The sequence below is a fragment of the Exiguobacterium sp. ZOR0005 genome (genome assembly GCF_000798975.1).
Taxonomy (GTDB): domain Bacteria; phylum Bacillota; class Bacilli; order Exiguobacteriales; family Exiguobacteriaceae; genus Exiguobacterium; species Exiguobacterium aurantiacum.
Map to the genome: position 1 here is coordinate 1 of NZ_JTLB01000039.1, position 17,661 is coordinate 17,661.

The following is a 17,661-nucleotide window of genomic DNA, read 5'->3' on the forward strand; positions in this document are numbered from 1 at the left end:
AACCGTGGCTAATCAAAGCACGGCCTTCCCAAGAAGCTCCCACTTCAGGTTGCGAAGCAAGCAAGTGGTGAGTAGTTCACTTTCGCAATCCAAAAACAAGAAAACGCCCCCTCTTTTGCTCAAACCGAATAAAAGAGGGGGCGTTTCGTCAATTACATTTCTTCTGGAGCTTGGACGCCAATCAAACGGAGTCCTTCCGTCAAGACGATCGCCACAGCTTTGACGAGGGCGAGACGTGACTGCTTGCCCGCATCTTCTTCAAGGACACGGACGTGGCCGTAATATTTGTTGAACGCTTGCGCCAAGTCGAGAACATAGCGGCTAATGATCGATGGTTCGCGGCGCTCATGGGCACGCGTGATGACGTGCGGGAACGCGTTAAGCATCGTCACGACGCCCCACGTATGGTCGTCGTCCGCACCAGCGAACGTCGAACCGTCGTAGTTGCCTTTACGAAGGAGTGAGTTCGCACGGGCGTTCGTATACTGCACGTAAGGACCTGTCTCCCCTTCGAATTTGAGCATGCTGTCGAGGTCGAACTCGATGTTGTTGATGCGCTCGTTCTTCAAGTCGTGGAAGATGACCGCGCCGACACCGACCATGCGGGCCACATCGTCTGCGTTCGCAAGTTCCGGGTTCTTTTGCGCGATGTTCGCCTGTGCTTTTTCGATCGCTTCTTTCAGCACTTCCTCGAGAAGGACGATGCGGCCTTTACGTGTCGACATCTTCTTCCCTTCTTGCAAAATCAAGCCGAACGGGACGTGGTGCATGCCGTCGACGAAGTCATAACCGAGTTTACGAAGAACAGAGAACAGTTGCTTGAAGTGAAGCGCCTGCTCGCCGCCGACGACGTAATTCGCCTGGACGAAGTTATACGTCTCGTGACGATAGACGGCCGCAGCCAAGTCACGCGTCGCATAGAGCGTCGCGCCGTCTTTCTTCTTGATCAAGCACGGCGGCAAGTTCTCGTCCTCGAGTGAGACGACCATCGCCCCTTCGCTTTCGACGAGAAGCTGCTTCTCTTCGAGCATGCCGACGATGCGGTCCATCTTGTCATTGTAGAACGCTTCCCCGTTAAAGCTGTCGAATTCGACACCGAGCAGGTCGTATACTTTTTGGAACTCTTTAAGTGACTCATCTCGGAACCATGTCCACAGTTCAGTCGCTTCCTCGTTGCCGTCTTCAAGTTTCTTGAACCAAGCACGGCCCTCGTCTTCGAGTTCCGGTTGCGTCTTCGCTTCTTCATGGAAGTGGACGTAAAGTTTCAACAGCTCAGCGATCGGGTTGGCGCGTACCGCTTCCTCGTCGCCCCATTTTTTGTAGGCGACCATGAGTTTTCCGAACTGTGTGCCCCAGTCGCCGAGGTGGTTGATGCCGACGACGTCATAACCGTTCTTGCGAGCGATTTGGTTGATCGCATTTCCGATGACCGTCGAGCGAAGGTGACCCATCGAGAACGGTTTGGCGATGTTCGGCGACGAGAAGTCTGTCACGATCGTCTCGTTGCGCGTCGCGTGCGTCGCGTAGTCCGCCGATTCATCGAGCACCATATTGATGATTTCTTGCGAGACGACGTCACGGCTCAAGAAGATGTTGACGTAAGGTCCTGCCGCTTCGACTTTCGTGAACAGTTCATCGTTTAGCTCGCCCGCGATATCCGTCGCAATCATGACCGGGGCTTTCCGGTAAGCTTTGGCGAGTTGGAAGCATGGGAACGCCAAATCCCCATGCGCTTCGTGTTTCGGTTTTTCAATCAAGGCCTCAATCTGGTCGAGCGTCAATTCGTCGCCGATGACACGGGACAACGCTTCTGCATACTTGCGTTCATAACTCATTACAATTCCTCCTTAAATGATCAATCGTTACATAAAAAAAACGCCCTTTGCACAGATGCAAAGAGACGGGATGGCCCGCGGTACCACTCTTCTTGCCTGCTTGACGCAGACCGCTTTATCGGTGATAACGGGGGTCCCCCGGCTACGCCTACTCGTTTCGGATAGCATCTCAAAAGTGCGTTTCGCGACGTCTGTCAGCCTAGGCTCTCACCAATCCCTAGGTCGCTTTGTTGACTAAACGATCGTTACTCTCTTTTTCATCGACTTTCGTCTATGTGGTTGAAAAGCAATTTCATTATAGAGGATAATTCATATAGACTCAATGCTAGAATTCGGCCATTATGAGGAATAGGCAGGACTGCCGCCTCATCATGCCGAATTTTTTACGATACATAATCGACTTTTCCCACATAGGAGGGGCCATGAACCATTTCCGTAAGATGTCTGCCCTCGGCTGGGGTATTTGGAGTGCTTTTGTACTTTTGACGATCACACTGTTTGCGACAGGCGTATTGAACGCGCCGGCCATCGAGCCGTTGCCGTTCATCTTGATCGCCTTGCTCGTCATCATCTTCCAACTCGACTCCATCGAGCGCAAAGGCGTCTATTTCACATTTTCTGAAAGTATCGTCCTGATTATCTTTTTATTCTTTGACTTTGAGACAGCTCTGTTCGTCAACCAAATCGGGTTGCTCGTCTTCCAGTTCGTCAACTTGAAGCCGCGCGTCGCGCTCCGGCGCTTCCGTTTCACGTATCCGTGGAACGCTATCACGTCTTTTCTAGAACTAGCGATTCCGGCGAGCGTCTACTTGGCGCTCGGTGGTGAGACGGGGCTCGGTTTTTACACGCAAGACTCGTTCCTCCCCGTCGCCGGGTTGATTGCCGCCATCGTATTGAATACGGTACTGCAGAAGTACCAAGTCGGTTGGTGGTTCCGGGTCGACGTGCCGGTCCGCGACTTCTTGAACATCGCGTTTTATACGTATATCGTCAGTCTCGTCTTCATCTTTGCGGCTTCCTTCTTCCGCGAGACGAACTTGCTCGTCGTCAGTAGCATTGCCGCCGCGCTCACGTTCTTCATCAAACGACTGTTGATTCAAAAAGGACGACAAGACGCGTTCAAATCGCTCATCGAACAGTACGATGAAGCAAAAGAAGCCGTGTCGCTGTCGCAAAGCGAGGCGCAAGCCATCGAAGTGTTCCTCAGTCAATGCGAACGGTTGAATCAATACGACGCCGGTTTCGTCGAGTTCACGGTGTTCGATCGATCGCTCTATTTCGATTTAAAGACGCGCCAACCGATCGAACGTCCCCGCGTCTTCGATTTGCTCGAATCGACGTATCCGAACGAATCGTCCGTCGAGTATGAGATGCGTTTCGAGTGGGACGCACCGATGTCAGATGAGTTCCACGACGACTACCACAGCTTCATCTCTGTCCGCTCCGAGGAAATCGAAGGGATTCGCACGTGGATCGTCATGGCCGGCGAGCACGTCTACGGCTATCCGCTGATCATCCAGCGCGAAATCGTCAAACTGCTCAAGTCGTTCAATCGAACGATCAGCCGTTGCCACGAACGGGATCGCCTCTATACAGAGAGCCGGACGGACAGCTTGACGCTCCTCGCGAACGCCCGGGCATTTTATGAATATGGGATTCAACAAATCTCAGACGCTTCTATGTATCCGATCTCGGTCGCAATGCTCGATATCGATTTTTTCAAAAAAATTAACGACACACATGGCCATCAAGTCGGCGATGGCGTGCTTCAAGAATTTGGCCGTCGCATCCGTCAGGCGCTGCGGACCGATGACTTCGCGGCCCGTTATGGCGGAGAAGAGTTCATCTTGTTGCTCAATCATTGCGACGTCGACCAGGCCGTCGAAATCGCTGAACGCATTCGCCAAAAGATTGAAGACAAGCCGTTTTATGTCGAGGGAATCGCGATTCAAGTGACCGCCTCGATCGGGGTCGACACGATTCAGGCGTTCGGTGACAAACGACTCGATGACACGATTCGCAACGCCGACCGGGCGTTATACGTCGGCGGCAAGTACGCCGGGCGCAACCGAGTCGCCCACTACAACTATTTGACGACTTGATCCGCCCCCACGCTCACAGAGCGTGGGGATTTTCTATTGACAAACCGATTCGAAACAGATAGGTTAGGGAACGTGTCTTATAACTTAATCATACGACTTTTTTATCACGAGAGACGGAGGGACTGGCCCTGTGAAGTCTCGGCAGCGGGGAACCTGTGCCAAATCCAGCGAGCGCTCTGCTCGAAAGATGAAAAAAGTGTTTCTTGTAAAAGAGGGCCTTTTTTCAAAAAGGCTCTCTTTTTATTTTTATGAATGAGGTGAAACGATTGGAACAACCGACAGCTAACAAATGGGCACTGTTGCCCTTACTCGTCTTTCTCGTCTTCTTTATCGGGGCCGGGATTTACTATGGCGATTTTTACAAATTCCCTGTATTGATTGCGGCACTCATCGCCTTGATCGTCGCGGCGATGATGACGAAAGGAAGTGTCACGCAAACCGTCGAGCGCATTGCGCAAGGCGCGGGCAACCCCGGCATTTTGATTATGATCTTTATTTTCCTGCTCGCCGGGGCGTTTTCGAACGTTGCCGGTGAGATCGGGGCGATTGACGCGACCGTCAACGCGGCGCTCACGTTGTTGCCGCCATCGCTTCTTTTGAGTGGCCTGTTCGTCATCGCGGCCTTCATCTCAATGGCGATGGGCACATCGACCGGGACCATCGCGGCGCTCGCCCCGATTGCCCTCGGCATCCATGAAGAGAGTGGGGTCAATATCGCCATCGCCGCAGCTGCCGTTGTTGGCGGAGCCATGTTCGGAGATAACTTGTCGTTCATATCGGACACGACGATCGCGGCGGTCCGGACGCAACGGACGAACATGCGCGACAAGTTCCGCACGAACTTTTGGATCGTCTTGCCGGCGGCCGTCATCACGACGGTTCTCCTCGCCGTCTTGTCGAGCGGAGAATCGACGATTGAAGTCGCTGCTTTTGAATGGTATAAGCTCATCCCTTATCTCGCCGTCATCGTCCTCGCCTTGACGGGGTTGAACGTCATCCTCGTCTTGCTCGGCGGCATCGTGTTGACCGGGATCATCGGTCTGCTTGACGGAACCTTGTCCGTGACAGCGTTCGTCACGGCGATGGCCGACGGGATGATCGGGATGGCAGAGATTTCGATTTTGACGCTCTTCATGGGCGGGCTCGTCGGACTCATCTCGCATAACGGAGGGCTCACTTATTTGCGAGACGCCCTCACTGCCCGCATCCAACAACGGGCCGGCGCCGAGTGGAGCATCGCCGGGCTCGTCAGTGCGACAAACGTCGCCACGGCGAACAATACGATTTCAATCCTTGTCGCCGGGCCGCTCGCGGCGAACATCGCCGACACGTATGACATCGAACGGAAGAAATCGGCGAGCGTGCTCGATATCTTCTCGTGTGGCGTACAAGGGCTTCTCCCGTACGGAGCCCAATTGCTCATCGCCGCCGAATTGACGAACACGGCATCACCGGCTCTCGTGCCGTACATGTTTTATCCGTTCCTCTTGTTCATCTGTGGCGGACTGGCGATTGCCTTCAACTTCCCGCGCTTCAAGAAGCGGGCCTGACAAAAACGACCTTGTGAAGCATGACTTCACAAGGTCGTTCTTTTTGCTTCGAGTTCACGTTTGAGCTGTTCGTTGCGTTTTTTGAAGGCGCGCCGTTTAAGAAGTTCTTCAAGTCCGCGGCTGATTGCCCATAAGACGAGCAACAACAGGCCGAGCATCGACAAGCGGAACGGACTTTGGATAAATTCTTCCCATTGGTCACCGATCACTGAGAAAATCAAGACGACAAGCAGTTTCCCAAACCCGGCTGCCATGATGAACGTCCGAAGCGGCATTTGAATGAGCGCGAGTAAGTACGTGATCAGACTGACTGGGATGAACGGCAACGAATACAAGAACCCGAGTGAAACCGGGCTCATATGGTTGATCCGTTCGAGCCAGTAGACGCCTTTCTTATGTTTTTCAAGCCAGCGCGTCATCGGTTTGCGGAACACGTAGCGGACAGCTGAGAAGACAAGAATTGTCCCGAGCAAACTGCCGACCCATGATAATAACGCCCCGAGCAGGAATCCATATGTTGCCGCGTTCGCTGAAATGATGAGGACAAGTGGAAGAAACGGAAAAATCGCTTCTAAGAACGGGGCGCCGAGACCGGCCCACGGCCCCCCCGGCAACTCTTGAAGCCATTCAATCAATTGGATGATCCACTGTTCGAGAGATGTGAGCATATGAGTTTCCACCTTCGGCTTTCGTTACTCTGTTTTACCCGAATTCGTGCCACAGGACACATCCCCCTGCCGTGTTCAAAAAAAATTAAAAAGTATTTGCGAAATTTCGCTGTGATATCTATCATATAATAATGGACTTGTGGTTGCAGGCAAGCCCATTCGTCGAACGACACAACCCAACGTTCGTTTTCCTGCAAAAAACTGAACACAGGGGAGCAATAACCATGGAAACAAAATCAATGCGGGTCTTGCTGTACTATAAGTACGTCAACATCGAAGACCCAGAAACGCTCACACAAGAGCACCTCAAGTATTGTAAGGACCTCGGCATCAAAGGACGGATCTTGATTTCTTCCGAAGGAATCAACGGGACGTGCTCTGGGACTTGGGAACAGACCGAGCAGTACATGACTGATTTGAAAGCGAACCCACTCTTCAGCGACATCGAGTTCAAAATCGATGAAGTCGATGAGCACGCGTTCTCGAAAATTTTTGTCCGTCATAAGAAAGAACTCGTGACGTGGCGCTTTGACGGCGAGTTTGACGTGCCGAAACAGCACGGGGCATACCTCGAACCGGCAGAATGGAAAGAGATGATGAATCGCGATGATGTCGTCATCCTCGACGTTCGTAACAACTACGAATACGACCTTGGTCACTTTAAAAATGCGATCAAGATCGATGTAGAGGCTTCTCGTTACATGCCAGAATGGCTCGAAGAGAATAAGGACCTCTACGAAGGGAAAACACTTCTCACGTATTGCACCGGAGGCGTCCGTTGCGAGAAATTTACAGCATATATGCGTGATCAAGGTCACGACAACATTTTTCACTTAAAAGGCGGCGTCGCCATGTACGGCAAAGACGAAGCCACGAAAGGCGAGGATTGGGAAGGTGAGCTTTACGTCTTTGACGAGCGCATCAACGTCCCGGTCAACACGGTCAATCCATCGGTCGTTTCAGAGTGCATGCACTGCGGCACGAAGACGGTCCGTTACGTGAATTGTGCCAACCCGGTGTGTAATGCCCAGCACTTCTGTTGTGAAGAGTGTGAACCGAAACAAATGCGTTCATGCTCGAAAGAGTGCCAGGAGCATCCACGCAACCGCTATATCATCGAGAATATCGCGGACAAACTTCAGGAGACTGAAGGCGTCGTCGGGTAACAAAAATCGACCAGAAAGCGCAAGGGACCTTATCCCTTGCGCTTTTTTTGACAGAATCTTTACGTCTATTCACGACGAGAATCGGGTATAGTGAAGATACTATTGTCAGACAGGAAGTGAATCGATTGTTGTTTAACGAACCTTTACTCGCCGCCCTCCTTGCATGGTTTATCGCCCAAGCGGCAAAACTAGTGACAGAACTGATTAAAACGAGAGACTTTGAACTACAAATCATGTTCGCCTCTGGCGGCATGCCGAGCTCCCACTCCTCGACCGTCGTCGCTTTAGCGACCGTCATCGGCCGAATGGAAGGACTCGACTCCAGCATGTTTGCCCTAGCCTTGATTTTTGCGACAATCGTCATGTACGATGCGACCGGTGTCCGCCAAGCGGTCGGTTTCCAAGCCCGTTTGTTGAATGATTATTTCAAAGGCATCAAGCATGAGACCCCGATCTTAAATGAACTTGTCGGTCATACACCGTTCCAAGTCATCGTCGGCGCCTTGCTCGGTCTCGTCGTCGGTTTGTTTTTCCCTATCTGAATATATAAGGCATGTCGCCCTCCCCTATCTTTTTGTGAACTTTCACAACGAAGACGGTATACTCAAGATGAGGAGGAATCGACATGCCTTTTTTGCAGAAGTCTTATGAGTCTCTAGACACGCTCGCCGAAGCGATCGGTCAAGCGATTCGCGCCCCCATCACAATCGAAAACCGCCACCATCAACTCATCGCCTATAGCACGCATCCCGACTCGACGGACCCGGCGCGAATCGCGACCATCATCGGTCGACGTGTCCCGGAAGCGGTCATCGAAGACTTGTGGGAGAGTGGGATCTTACAAAACGTGATCGATCGCGATGAACCGGTCGTCATTCCAGCGCGCCTTTCAGTCGGTCTCGGGGAACGTGCCGCCGTCGTCATTAAACAACAAGACGAGGTGCTCGGCTATATTTGGAGTTTGGCCCGCTCGCAACCTTTTTCTGAGCAAGAGCTCACTGTTTTACAAGAAGGTGCCAACATCGCCAAAAAACTGCTCATGACGATCGCGATGCACGAACGACGCATCGACGCTGAGCTCGAACGGTTCTTTTTGGATATTCTGGCCACGCCGACACTGAGCCTGTCCCATCACGAGCGGTTGAACGAAATCGCGCCGATTGCTGTGGCCAGCCGGTTGACGGTAATCGATTGCCTGCAACCGATTACCCCGCAATTCGCGGAACGGCTCTTTTATGTGCTCGCGACCCAACAGGCGATTGAAGTCGTCCTCCAAGCGATTGACGGACAACAGTTGCTCGTCTGGCACTACATGAAGTCAGAGCTGTCCGAAGAAGAGACAACACTCGTGGAGTGGGCGGAACGGTTCGAGACCCAGCTCCAGGAAAAGTTTTCAGAAGCGGAACCCCGACTCGGCATCAGCCGCCGTTTCTTCGAAAGCGAGACAATCTATAACGCGGCCGTGGAAGCGAGACGTGTGACCTCACTGCGACGGAAATTCCCACTCGAGCTGGCCACCGCCCGTGCGTTCGAACAGATCGGCATATATCAACTCGTTCCCGACCTCGCGCGCCTGATCGGCCTCCGGCTCGAGACGCACCCCACGCTCGAACGGCTGCACGCTTACGATCACGCTCACCAAACCGAACTCGTGACGACGCTGGAATGGTACTTCTATTTCGACGGCAACGTGAAGCAAGTCGCGGCCCATCTCCACATTCATCCGAACACGGTGCTGTACCGGGTCCGGCGGATCGAAGAGTTGACGCAAATTACCCGCGTCTCCCTCCCGGAACGGGCCGCCATCTATTTGGCGATCAAAGCCGGACAATATCGTCAAGACGACTGACTCTCACTTTGTGAATTATCACAAAGTGGGGGTCTTCGTTTTTAGAATGCAGGCTAAAGACAGCGTTTTCGGAACGGTCTATACTAGAAGTGTGAACAAATTGTGTCAACAGATCGAAAGGGGAACGGATCATGAAAATCGGGGTATTGAAAGAGATTAAAAATAACGAGAACCGCGTCGCGTTGACGCCAATGGGGGCTGCGGTGTTGACGGAGCTCGGACATGACGTGCTCGTCGAAACGGAAGCCGGTATCGGGAGCGGCTTCACGAACATGGAATATGTCGATGCCGGTGCGACGATTGTCGATACGGCGGCAGACGTTTGGAACCACGTCGAGCTAGCACTCAAAGTGAAAGAGCCGCAACCTACGGAATACCGCTATTTCCGCAGCGACTTGACGCTCTTCACGTATTTACATCTTGCAGCCGAGCCGGAACTCACGAAGGCGCTCGTCGAGTCAGGCATGACCGCCATCGCCTATGAAACGGTCGAAGTCGACCGGACGCTCCCGCTCCTCACACCGATGAGTGAAGTGGCCGGACGGATGGCCGCACAAATCGGTGCTCAAATTTTAGAGAAGCCTCATGGCGGGAAAGGCATCCTCTTGTCTGGTCTCCCAGGTGTCCCGCGTGCCAACGTGACGGTCATCGGCGGCGGTGTCGTCGGAACGAACGCGGCCCGCATCGCCATCGGTCTCGGAGCCAACGTGACACTCATGGACATTAGCCCGGCCCGACTTCGTCAAATCGATGATCAGTTCGGGAACACGATCAACACGCTCATCTCGAACAGTTACAACATCGCCAAACAAGTCGCCGAGAGCGACCTCGTCATCGGTGCTGTTCTCATCCCGGGTGCCAAAGCGCCAAAGCTCGTCACAAAAGAGATGGTTCAACAAATGTCACCTGGTTCGGTCATCGTCGACGTCGCCATCGACCAAGGCGGGATTTGCGAGACGATCGACCACATCACGACGCACGACGCGCCGACGTATGAGCGCTACGGGGTTCAACATTATGCGGTTGCCAACATGCCAGGTGCGGTCCCACGCACGTCGACGCTCGGTTTGACGAACGCGACGATGCCGTATATTATCGAGTGCGCGCAAAAAGGCGTCTTCCCGGCTCTCCGTGAAAATGCGGCGCTCCTCAAAGGATTGAACGTCATCGATGGGACGGTCACGTACGAGGCGGTCGCCCGAGACCTCGATTATCCGTTCGTCCCTGCTTCAGAAGCGGTCACGAAACAACTGCAAGCATAAGTAAAACGCCCGAACGGCTGATTCCGTTCGGGCGTTTTATTTAGGCGTTCTCGACGGCGATGTCTTCACCGATGATCTTTACTTCCGGCTCAAGTTCAACATGGAACTTCTCTTTCACCGTCGCTTGGACGTGACGAATGAGCGAGATATACTCCGTCGCCGTCGCGTCGGCAATGTTGACGATGAAGCCGGCATGTTTGAGCGATACTTCCGCCCCGCCGATCCGCTTCCCTTGCAGACCGCAGTCTTGAATCAACTTCCCGGCGAAGTAGCCCGGCGGTCGTTTGAACACACTCCCGCACGATGGATATTCGAGCGGCTGCTTCGATTCACGTTTGTACGTCAAATCGTCCATCACTGCTTTGATCGCTTCGTAAGGAAGCGGCTCTAATTCAAACGTCGCTTCGAGCACGATGAGCCCTTCTGTCGCAATCCGGCTCGTCCGATAGTCAAGCTCGAGCTCGTCTTTCGTGAGCGTCAACAGCTCCCCTGCCGGCGTCAAGACGACCGCGCTCAAGATGACGTCTTTCGTCTCGCCACCGTAAGCACCAGCGTTCATGTACACTGCGCCGCCGACCGTTCCAGGAATGCCGCAAGCGAACTCGAGACCAGACAACTCTTCTGTGAGCGCTTGACGAGACACATCAATGATGGCGGCACCGGCTTGAGCGATGACTCGATCGCCTTCCCGGCGAATCGTCTTCAACTCGTTCAAGTTCAACACGATCCCTCGGAGACCCCCGTCCCGAACGATCAAGTTCGAGCCGAATCCGAGAATCATGAACGGGACTTGCTCGCGGTGGGCGAGCTCGAGCACCGCCTGTACTTCTTCATACGTGTGTGGAGCCACGAAATAATCGGCGTTGCCGCCAAGCTTTGTATACGTGTGTGCCGATAAAGGCTCGTCTTGTTTGACGCGATCGGCCGGGATGATTGTTACTAATTGATCTAAAAAGCTCATGCGTTCACTCAATCCTTTACGTTCTATTTTTATCGGTGCTTCGGACTCGTCCGGGCACGTCGCTGAATGGTTTCAGTACGAAACACAGTATACAAATGTTTGACAGAGGTGACAAGCAACGTTTTCTTTACAATGGAAGAAAAGGTTTACAGCAATAATGATGTAGCGACTGCTACTACGATAGGAATTGTGAAATTATCCCAATCGCGATAAGAAATCGCTTCTGTCAGCGTGGCAACGATGGAAATGATAAACCCATATGTTACCACTTGCCAAAGCGGAACATCATCCCACAAAAACAATAAAAAGAGCACAGCATACGAGCTGAGGAACATGGCCATACTGCCTTGGAACGACCGTTTCTGCCCGTACAAGTCGTACGTCACCGTCCCATACTTCCGTCCGACGAGGGCGGCCAATCCGTCTCCCCACGCCAAGACGAGCGACCCGGCCAAGAAGGCGAGCGGTTCTGTCTCAAAGAAGAAGAATAAGATCACGAGCAGCGCGATCGGATAATAGACCGTGCCGAATGATTTCCGCTCGGTTTGATGGACCGGTGACGGACTTTTATAAAGAAGGAATGCGTTCGCGAACGTGAAGAAGACGAGCGGAACGGCTGCGACGTACCATGTCTCAATCAACCAGACGGCGAGCAGCGCCCAATGTCCGACCGCGATATGTACACTTTTACGAATTGTTTCATCCGTCCATCCTAGACGCTTGCCGACTTGTTCGAGCCCGACGAGGAACACTAGGACTATGACGATGGACAGGATGGAGCTGACCCATTCATTCATCGGTAGACCACCTTTAGCTACATAATTTATACGTTTACATTATACCTTAATCGGGCCAGAACCTAGCTTCCTTTTCAAACATTTGGTAGAATGAGGTCAAATGACTGTATAGACGGCGATCGAAGCCGACTATAGAAAGGGTGGCTGTATGCGCGACGCAACTTCAATTCAAACTTTGGCGGACTGCCTGCATTACATGCAAGTTGGCGACGTCGATCGGGCCATCGCCCTGTTTCCGGAAGAAGTGCGTGAACACTTCCCAAAAGAACTTCGTAAAATCCACTTGTTTCATATTGAAAAGAACGGCCTGTCCATCAACCAAATCGTCGCTTTGGCGAACACGTTGACGGGCGAACATTTGTCGGCGACGACGATTCAAAACTGGACGAAGCGGGAAGTCCGCAAAATTATCGGCGTCCCTCGGGTCGGCAAAAAATACTCGTTGCAACAGGCCGCAATCATCTATTTGCTCGACGACTTGAAGCACTTGTTCTCTCTTGAGGAGACGAGTTCGTTGCTTGCGCTCATCTTCAACAACCCGGACCGTGACGAAGACGACCTCATCTCGCCAATCGATTTTTACCGATTGTACGCGGAATATGCGAAGTCGACGAGTCCGATCGATTTGCTCGACACGCGTGCCAAGCGCTCCATCGAGAAGATGGGCCATACGCACCAGAACATCGTCCATGTCTTGAAGCTCTGTCTATACGCCCACCGCGTCACGACGCTCGAACTCGAGGCAAAACATTATTTGAACCGCTTCATTTGATGGAGCGGTTTTTGCGTATAAGAAAACACCAGTCCCGTGACTGGTGTTCGTCATATCGATTAAACAGAGACCGCGAGCGGCATCCGTGACTTCACACTCAACGTTTTCAACACTGACAACAGTTCGAACATCGAAAGCTGATCGGCTTCTTTCGTCAAACAGAAAGAATCGTCTTCTTGGCGACGAAGTTCCGCCACAAGCTTCCCAGCCTTGTCGCGCACGCTGAACTTGTAGCGTTCGACATCGTACTGAATCGTATAGAGTCCGCGTTCATAGACGTTGTACTCACACTTTTTCCCAAATAACGAGAATTTGTCTTTCAATTGACCAATCGCTTGCCCGTCATGGTTCATGACGACCCATTTCTGACAGTTCGGGATGTACTTCCCGAGAGCGATTTGTCGACCAGACAAGTTGTGCACTTGGACACTGCCTTCCGCGTCGCGGTGAACAGATCCGATCGCATCATTTGTCTCGTCATAAATGGTCGCCTCGCCTTGCGTAAAGACGCAACCTTTTACATAAATTAATTTGCGCACCGCTTTTCCTCCTAATACGTTCCAACCACGATTTTTCTGTTTGTCCGGTTGGGCATTCTGTGAAACCCCAAAAAGTTTCTAGCAGCCGAATCTCTCTGTTCAACTACTACATATTTCATATGACGAAGATGATTATTGCACCGTTTGAACAAAAAGACAACCCCTTTTTCTTCGACACAATCCGTCATCTTGTCAAACATGTGAAAACACGCGTCGTTACCGCTTAAAACCGGCTTCTTTTAACAGCTGTTCAAGCTCTGATCTTGCAATCAGACGAACTTGATTTGGCTCAGCCAACTCGTACGCGCTGTCCGTGTAGGACGAGTTCGTCACGACCCATCCTTCGTTCACTCCATAATACGGGACAGCTGCCGCCACTTGTTGGACCGCCTCGAGACCGACGACTTTTTCGTAACGCTTCGCCTGGACGGCGATCGACCACCCTTCCGGCGTCTCGAGCAACAAGTCGGCCCCAAAGTCGCGGGACGCCGGTGTGACGGTGACCGTGTAACCGAGCTCAGTGAACACGTCTTCTAAAAACAGTTCGAACTCACGCCCTTCCATCCGATCGACCCGGTCGATCGTCGACAGCCGTTTTCGCCAAATGACCCAAGCGAACCCGAGCCCGACGACAGCGATGACAGTCCAGAACGGTGCGTCCCACCACCACAGTCCGAACGCGAGTACTAGACTAAACCCCAATCCTTTCACATCCATCGTCCTCTCCATCATTTGTTCACTATTACTTTACCGTCTGAAGGCAGGAAAACAAAGGCACATCTGTCGAATGTAATGAAGATGTACCCGTTTGATTTATAGAAGGAGGGATCACCCGTTGATGGAGAAAAGAGTGCATCTCCAGAACGACCTGTTGCATGCCTTGCCTTACGGTGTCGCCTTAATTCAAACAGACGGCACGATCGTTCAAGCGAACCGCCCGTTTTTAGAGCAATTCCCTGAGGACTTACAGACACGTTCCAACGTGTTTCATATGGTCAACCAGTCCCCAATCACGATGGAACTGTCCCGCCGAATGGAGCAAGGGCTTCCATGGACGTATGAGATGCCGACGATCCGTATCCATGCGATCCCGAACGGGGACGTCTATATCCTGTCGATCGAACCGCTCCCGCTCGACACGCGTGTCACCGTCCAACACAACGCCTTTGAGGCGATGATGCACACCGAACTCGACATGGCGATGATCATGACCGATGCGAACTTGCTCATCAATCGATTCAATAAAGGCGCCACCGAACTGTTCGGTTACGCGCCTCATGAAGTGTTATATGAGATGACGCCGTTCGCGCTTTTCGAATCGCGTGAGTTGAGCGAAAAACGCACCCACTACCAAGACGAGACCGAACGTCTCTTATCGTTCGAGCAAATGTTGCGCGTCGCGCTCGATCGAGGAGACCGAGAATGGAAGTTCCAACGAAAAGACCGGACCCACTTCGTCGGCAAGTTGTTTATGCACCCTGTCTATGAACAGGCACGCGTCATCGGATTCTTCTTCTTTGTCTTCGACGTCAGTCCAGAGATCGCGTTAAAAGGAGAGCTGTTGCATAAAGAACAGCGGTATCGAATGTTCGCCGAATCGGTTATCGAAGCCGTCTTGTTTCATGAGGACGGTACGATCCTTGACGCCAACAAAGCCGCCGAGACGATCTTCCGAATCCCGTCTGAAGAGATGGTCGGGCGCCAGACGATCGAGTTCATCGCGGAAGGGTACCGCGCCGACGTCTTGCGCCGTATCCGCAACCACATCCAAACACCTTACGAAGTCATCGGACGCCGGGAAGACGGCACGTTCCTCGAGATGGAAGTCTATCCGAAAGAAGTGACGTACCAAGGGCAGACGCTTCGTGTCGCCGTCATGCGGGATATTAGTGACCGGAAAAAAGTCGAGCGCATGCTTGAACGTGAAAAGAATGCCATCGCCCGTCAGCGCGATATCATTCAATCCATTCTTCAAGCGTCGAACGAGGCGTTCGTCTTAACCGAGTCGAACGGAAGCGTCCTCTTTATGAACGTCCACGCCCGTCGTTTGCTCGACTTGCCTGGAATCGCTCCTAACAAAATGCAAGAACGGATCCCGCTCCTCACGACGTTCCGTCCCCGTGACCGGACCGAGATGTTAAAGAAAATCGACCTGTTGCTGGACGGATCGGCTCGAGAAGTGTCGATGCGTTTCTCCATCCCGCAACCGAACGATCGAGATGAGCAATATTATGAGATGTATGCGACCGGTATGGATACGAAGCGCCAAATCGGTGTCGACAGCGGCTTTCTCTTCGTTTTCCGTAATCGGACCGAAGAAGAACGGATGGACCAAATCAAAAATGAGCTCGTCAGCACCGTTTCCCACGAACTACGAACGCCACTGTCTTCCTTATCCGGTTATATCGAACTCATGCTCAACCGCGAACTGACTGCTGACAAGCGGGAGCGCTATTTGAAGACGATGGCGAAAGAGGCAAAGCGGTTGACCGATTTATTGAACGACTTCCTCGACATTCAACGCATGGAGGACGGCAATCAAGAGTATAAACAAGACCATTTCATCCTCAACGACCTCGTCCGCGACGTCGTCGAGCGGTTCCGGGAGACGAACGATCATTCGATTCATTTTGATGACGCGGATGAAACGCTCCCTCTCATCGCCGATCAAGACCGGATTGAGCAAGTGATCATCAACTTGCTGTCAAACGCCATCAAGTACTCACCAAACCACCGGGAAATCGAAGTCCGGGTACGCCGGGAACACAACCAAGCCCACGTCTCGATTCAAGACTTCGGTATCGGTATCCCGGAGCATGCGTTCGAGGAACTGTTTAAAAAATTCTATCGCGTCGATAATTCTGACACTCGTCAAATCGGCGGGACCGGGCTCGGCCTCTCGATTTGTAAAGAAATCATCGAGTCACATGGCGGCAGTATCGAAGTCGAATCGACGGTCGGTGTCGGATCGACGTTCACATTCACGCTCGACTTAGCGGAGGAAACGATATGAACCATTACGTCTTTACCGGATTCCCCGGTTTTTTAGCCGGGAAGCTGATCACCCATCTCGCTTCTTTACCGAATCAAATCGGAACGATTTACGCCCTTCATCTCCCGACGCAACACGATGAAGCTAGCGCATTAAAACAAGAACTGTTGGCGACGACGTCACTCCAAGACGAACAACTCGTCCTCGTCGAGGCGGACATCACGCTCCCGGAAGTCATCCTCGACCCGATTATGCGCTCGGTCATCGAGCGTAGCGTGAATTATGTGTTTCATCTGGCGGCCGCTTACGACTTGAGCATTCCTTACGAAGTCGGTTATCGAATCAACTTGCTCGGCACGAAACATATGACTTCGTTCGCGAAGCGAGCCCCGCATTTGAAGCGGTACGTCTATTTCAGCACCGCTTACGTGTCGGGACGGCGGCAAGGGACGGTGTACGAGAACGAACTGTGGCATCGTGTCGCCTTCAAAAACCATTACGAGGCGACAAAATACGAAGCCGAAGCGATCGTCTCACGTGAGTTCGGCTCGATGCCGGTGACCGTGATTCGACCGGGCATCGTCATCGGTCATAGCCTGACCGGTGAGACGAAAAAGTTTGATGGTGTCTATTTCGTCTTGAAATTGATGGACCAGTTGCGTCAAGCCGCCCCGCTCCCTTACATCGGACGCCAAAATATCGAAGTGAATCTCGTGCCGTACGATTATGTGGTCGAAGCGACGGCGTATCTCGCACACGCACCAGCCGGGTTGGGCCGAACGTTTCATCTGACGGATCCGTTTCCGCACGGTGCGCGCGAAGTGTATCGCATGATTCACGAAGAGATGTTCCGTCGTCCTCCTCGTGGGACGATTCCTCACGTTGCCGCCGAAGCCGGTTTTTCGGCCATGAAATTATCGGAACGATACGGAGTACCTCGTGAACTCCTCGACTACTTCAAACATCAAGTCCATTTCGACACGACACAGACGATGCGGGCGTTAAACGGTACCGGTATCATCTGTCCCGACTTAAAAGACTATTTGCCGCAAGTCGTCGCCTATTACGACACACACAAAAAGCCCTGATCTGAACTGAACCAAAAAAGTTAGACACTAAATAATTTGTCAGGCGACTTCGAGAACCTGGGTCCGGTATTCCACCGGGC

At 52.5% G+C, this 17,661-nt stretch carries 15 protein-coding genes, 1 riboswitch and 1 other annotated feature; of the genes, 9 read left to right on the plus strand and 6 right to left on the minus strand.

Annotation, left to right across the window (positions count from 1 at the left end; translation table 11 throughout):
- Positions 1 to 152 precede the first annotated feature (152 nt).
- Entirely contained in the window at positions 153 to 1,835 is a 1,683-nt protein-coding gene (argS, locus tag L971_RS14440; protein ID WP_047376469.1) for an arginine--tRNA ligase, read from the minus strand.
- A 58-nt stretch (positions 1,836 to 1,893) separates the two neighbouring features.
- Positions 1,894 to 2,105 (minus strand) — a binding site (T-box leader).
- A gap of 152 nt (positions 2,106 to 2,257) precedes the next feature.
- On the opposite strand from argS, the gene L971_RS14445 reads away from it, so the two are divergent.
- Together L971_RS14445 and L971_RS14450 are read left to right on the plus strand one after the other, a co-directional pair.
- A complete protein-coding gene (locus tag L971_RS14445; protein ID WP_024372133.1) occupies positions 2,258 to 3,937 on the plus strand; it encodes a GGDEF domain-containing protein in 1,680 nt (559 codons plus the stop codon).
- A 98-nt stretch (positions 3,938 to 4,035) separates the two neighbouring features.
- A riboswitch (SAM riboswitch) is annotated at positions 4,036 to 4,131 on the plus strand.
- Positions 4,132 to 4,203: 72 nt separating this feature from the next.
- A complete protein-coding gene (locus tag L971_RS14450) occupies positions 4,204 to 5,487 on the plus strand; it encodes a Na+/H+ antiporter NhaC family protein (RefSeq protein ID WP_024372134.1) in 1,284 nt (427 codons plus the stop codon).
- Positions 5,488 to 5,513: 26 nt separating this feature from the next.
- On the opposite strand, the gene L971_RS14455 is transcribed toward L971_RS14450, so the two are convergent.
- On the minus strand, positions 5,514 to 6,155 hold the full coding sequence (locus tag L971_RS14455; protein ID WP_024372135.1) for a TVP38/TMEM64 family protein: 642 nt from the start codon (positions 6,153 to 6,155) through the stop codon (positions 5,514 to 5,516).
- A gap of 224 nt (positions 6,156 to 6,379) precedes the next feature.
- Between L971_RS14455 and L971_RS14460 the strand changes: the two genes are divergently transcribed.
- The 4 genes from L971_RS14460 (at position 6,380) to ald (ending at position 10,432) form a co-directional block, all read left to right on the plus strand.
- The gene (locus tag L971_RS14460; RefSeq protein ID WP_024372136.1) at positions 6,380 to 7,321 is read left to right on the plus strand and encodes a rhodanese-related sulfurtransferase; all 942 of its coding nucleotides are present in this window, start codon (positions 6,380 to 6,382) and stop codon (positions 7,319 to 7,321) included.
- A gap of 116 nt (positions 7,322 to 7,437) precedes the next feature.
- Positions 7,438 to 7,863, plus strand: a complete 426-nt coding sequence (locus L971_RS14465; RefSeq protein WP_029333791.1) for a divergent PAP2 family protein — start codon at positions 7,438 to 7,440, stop codon at positions 7,861 to 7,863.
- 83 nt (positions 7,864 to 7,946) lie between these two features.
- Positions 7,947 to 9,170 (plus strand): CdaR family transcriptional regulator, encoded by a 1,224-nt coding sequence (locus L971_RS14470; RefSeq protein WP_047376471.1) that lies wholly within the window; start codon positions 7,947 to 7,949, stop codon positions 9,168 to 9,170.
- A 131-nt stretch (positions 9,171 to 9,301) separates the two neighbouring features.
- Complete coding sequence (gene ald / locus L971_RS14475; protein ID WP_024372139.1) at positions 9,302 to 10,432, plus strand: alanine dehydrogenase; 1,131 nt, start codon at positions 9,302 to 9,304, stop codon at positions 10,430 to 10,432.
- A gap of 40 nt (positions 10,433 to 10,472) precedes the next feature.
- Here ald and murB read toward each other — a convergent pair whose 3' ends face one another.
- Together murB and L971_RS14485 are read right to left on the minus strand one after the other, a co-directional pair.
- The gene (murB, locus tag L971_RS14480) at positions 10,473 to 11,393 is read right to left on the minus strand and encodes a UDP-N-acetylmuramate dehydrogenase (protein WP_029333793.1); all 921 of its coding nucleotides are present in this window, start codon (positions 11,391 to 11,393) and stop codon (positions 10,473 to 10,475) included.
- Between the two features lie 146 nt (positions 11,394 to 11,539).
- A complete protein-coding gene (locus L971_RS14485; RefSeq protein WP_024372141.1) occupies positions 11,540 to 12,190 on the minus strand; it encodes a diacylglycerol/polyprenol kinase family protein in 651 nt (216 codons plus the stop codon).
- Positions 12,191 to 12,338: 148 nt separating this feature from the next.
- Here L971_RS14485 and L971_RS14490 point away from each other — a divergent pair, with 148 nt between their 5' ends.
- Positions 12,339 to 12,962, plus strand: coding sequence for a DUF1836 domain-containing protein (locus tag L971_RS14490; RefSeq protein ID WP_024372142.1), 624 nt, complete (start codon positions 12,339 to 12,341; stop codon positions 12,960 to 12,962).
- 59 nt (positions 12,963 to 13,021) lie between these two features.
- Here the strand turns inward: L971_RS14490 and L971_RS14495 are convergent, their stop codons facing one another.
- Both L971_RS14495 and L971_RS14500 read right to left on the minus strand, forming a co-directional pair.
- Positions 13,022 to 13,501, minus strand: coding sequence for a hypothetical protein (locus L971_RS14495; protein ID WP_024372143.1), 480 nt, complete (start codon positions 13,499 to 13,501; stop codon positions 13,022 to 13,024).
- 216 nt (positions 13,502 to 13,717) lie between these two features.
- Entirely contained in the window at positions 13,718 to 14,212 is a 495-nt protein-coding gene (locus tag L971_RS14500) for a restriction endonuclease (protein WP_024372144.1), read from the minus strand.
- A 127-nt stretch (positions 14,213 to 14,339) separates the two neighbouring features.
- Between L971_RS14500 and L971_RS14505 the strand changes: the two genes are divergently transcribed.
- Both L971_RS14505 and L971_RS14510 read left to right on the plus strand, forming a co-directional pair.
- Positions 14,340 to 16,514 (plus strand): ATP-binding protein, encoded by a 2,175-nt coding sequence (locus L971_RS14505; RefSeq protein WP_047376473.1) that lies wholly within the window; start codon positions 14,340 to 14,342, stop codon positions 16,512 to 16,514.
- Positions 16,511 to 17,581 carry an SDR family oxidoreductase gene (locus L971_RS14510; RefSeq protein WP_024372146.1) on the plus strand — a complete coding sequence of 357 codons (1,071 nt, stop codon included), beginning with the start codon at positions 16,511 to 16,513 and terminating at the stop codon, positions 17,579 to 17,581. Before L971_RS14505 ends, L971_RS14510 begins: the two co-directional genes overlap by 4 nt.
- Positions 17,582 to 17,661 lie beyond the last annotated feature (80 nt).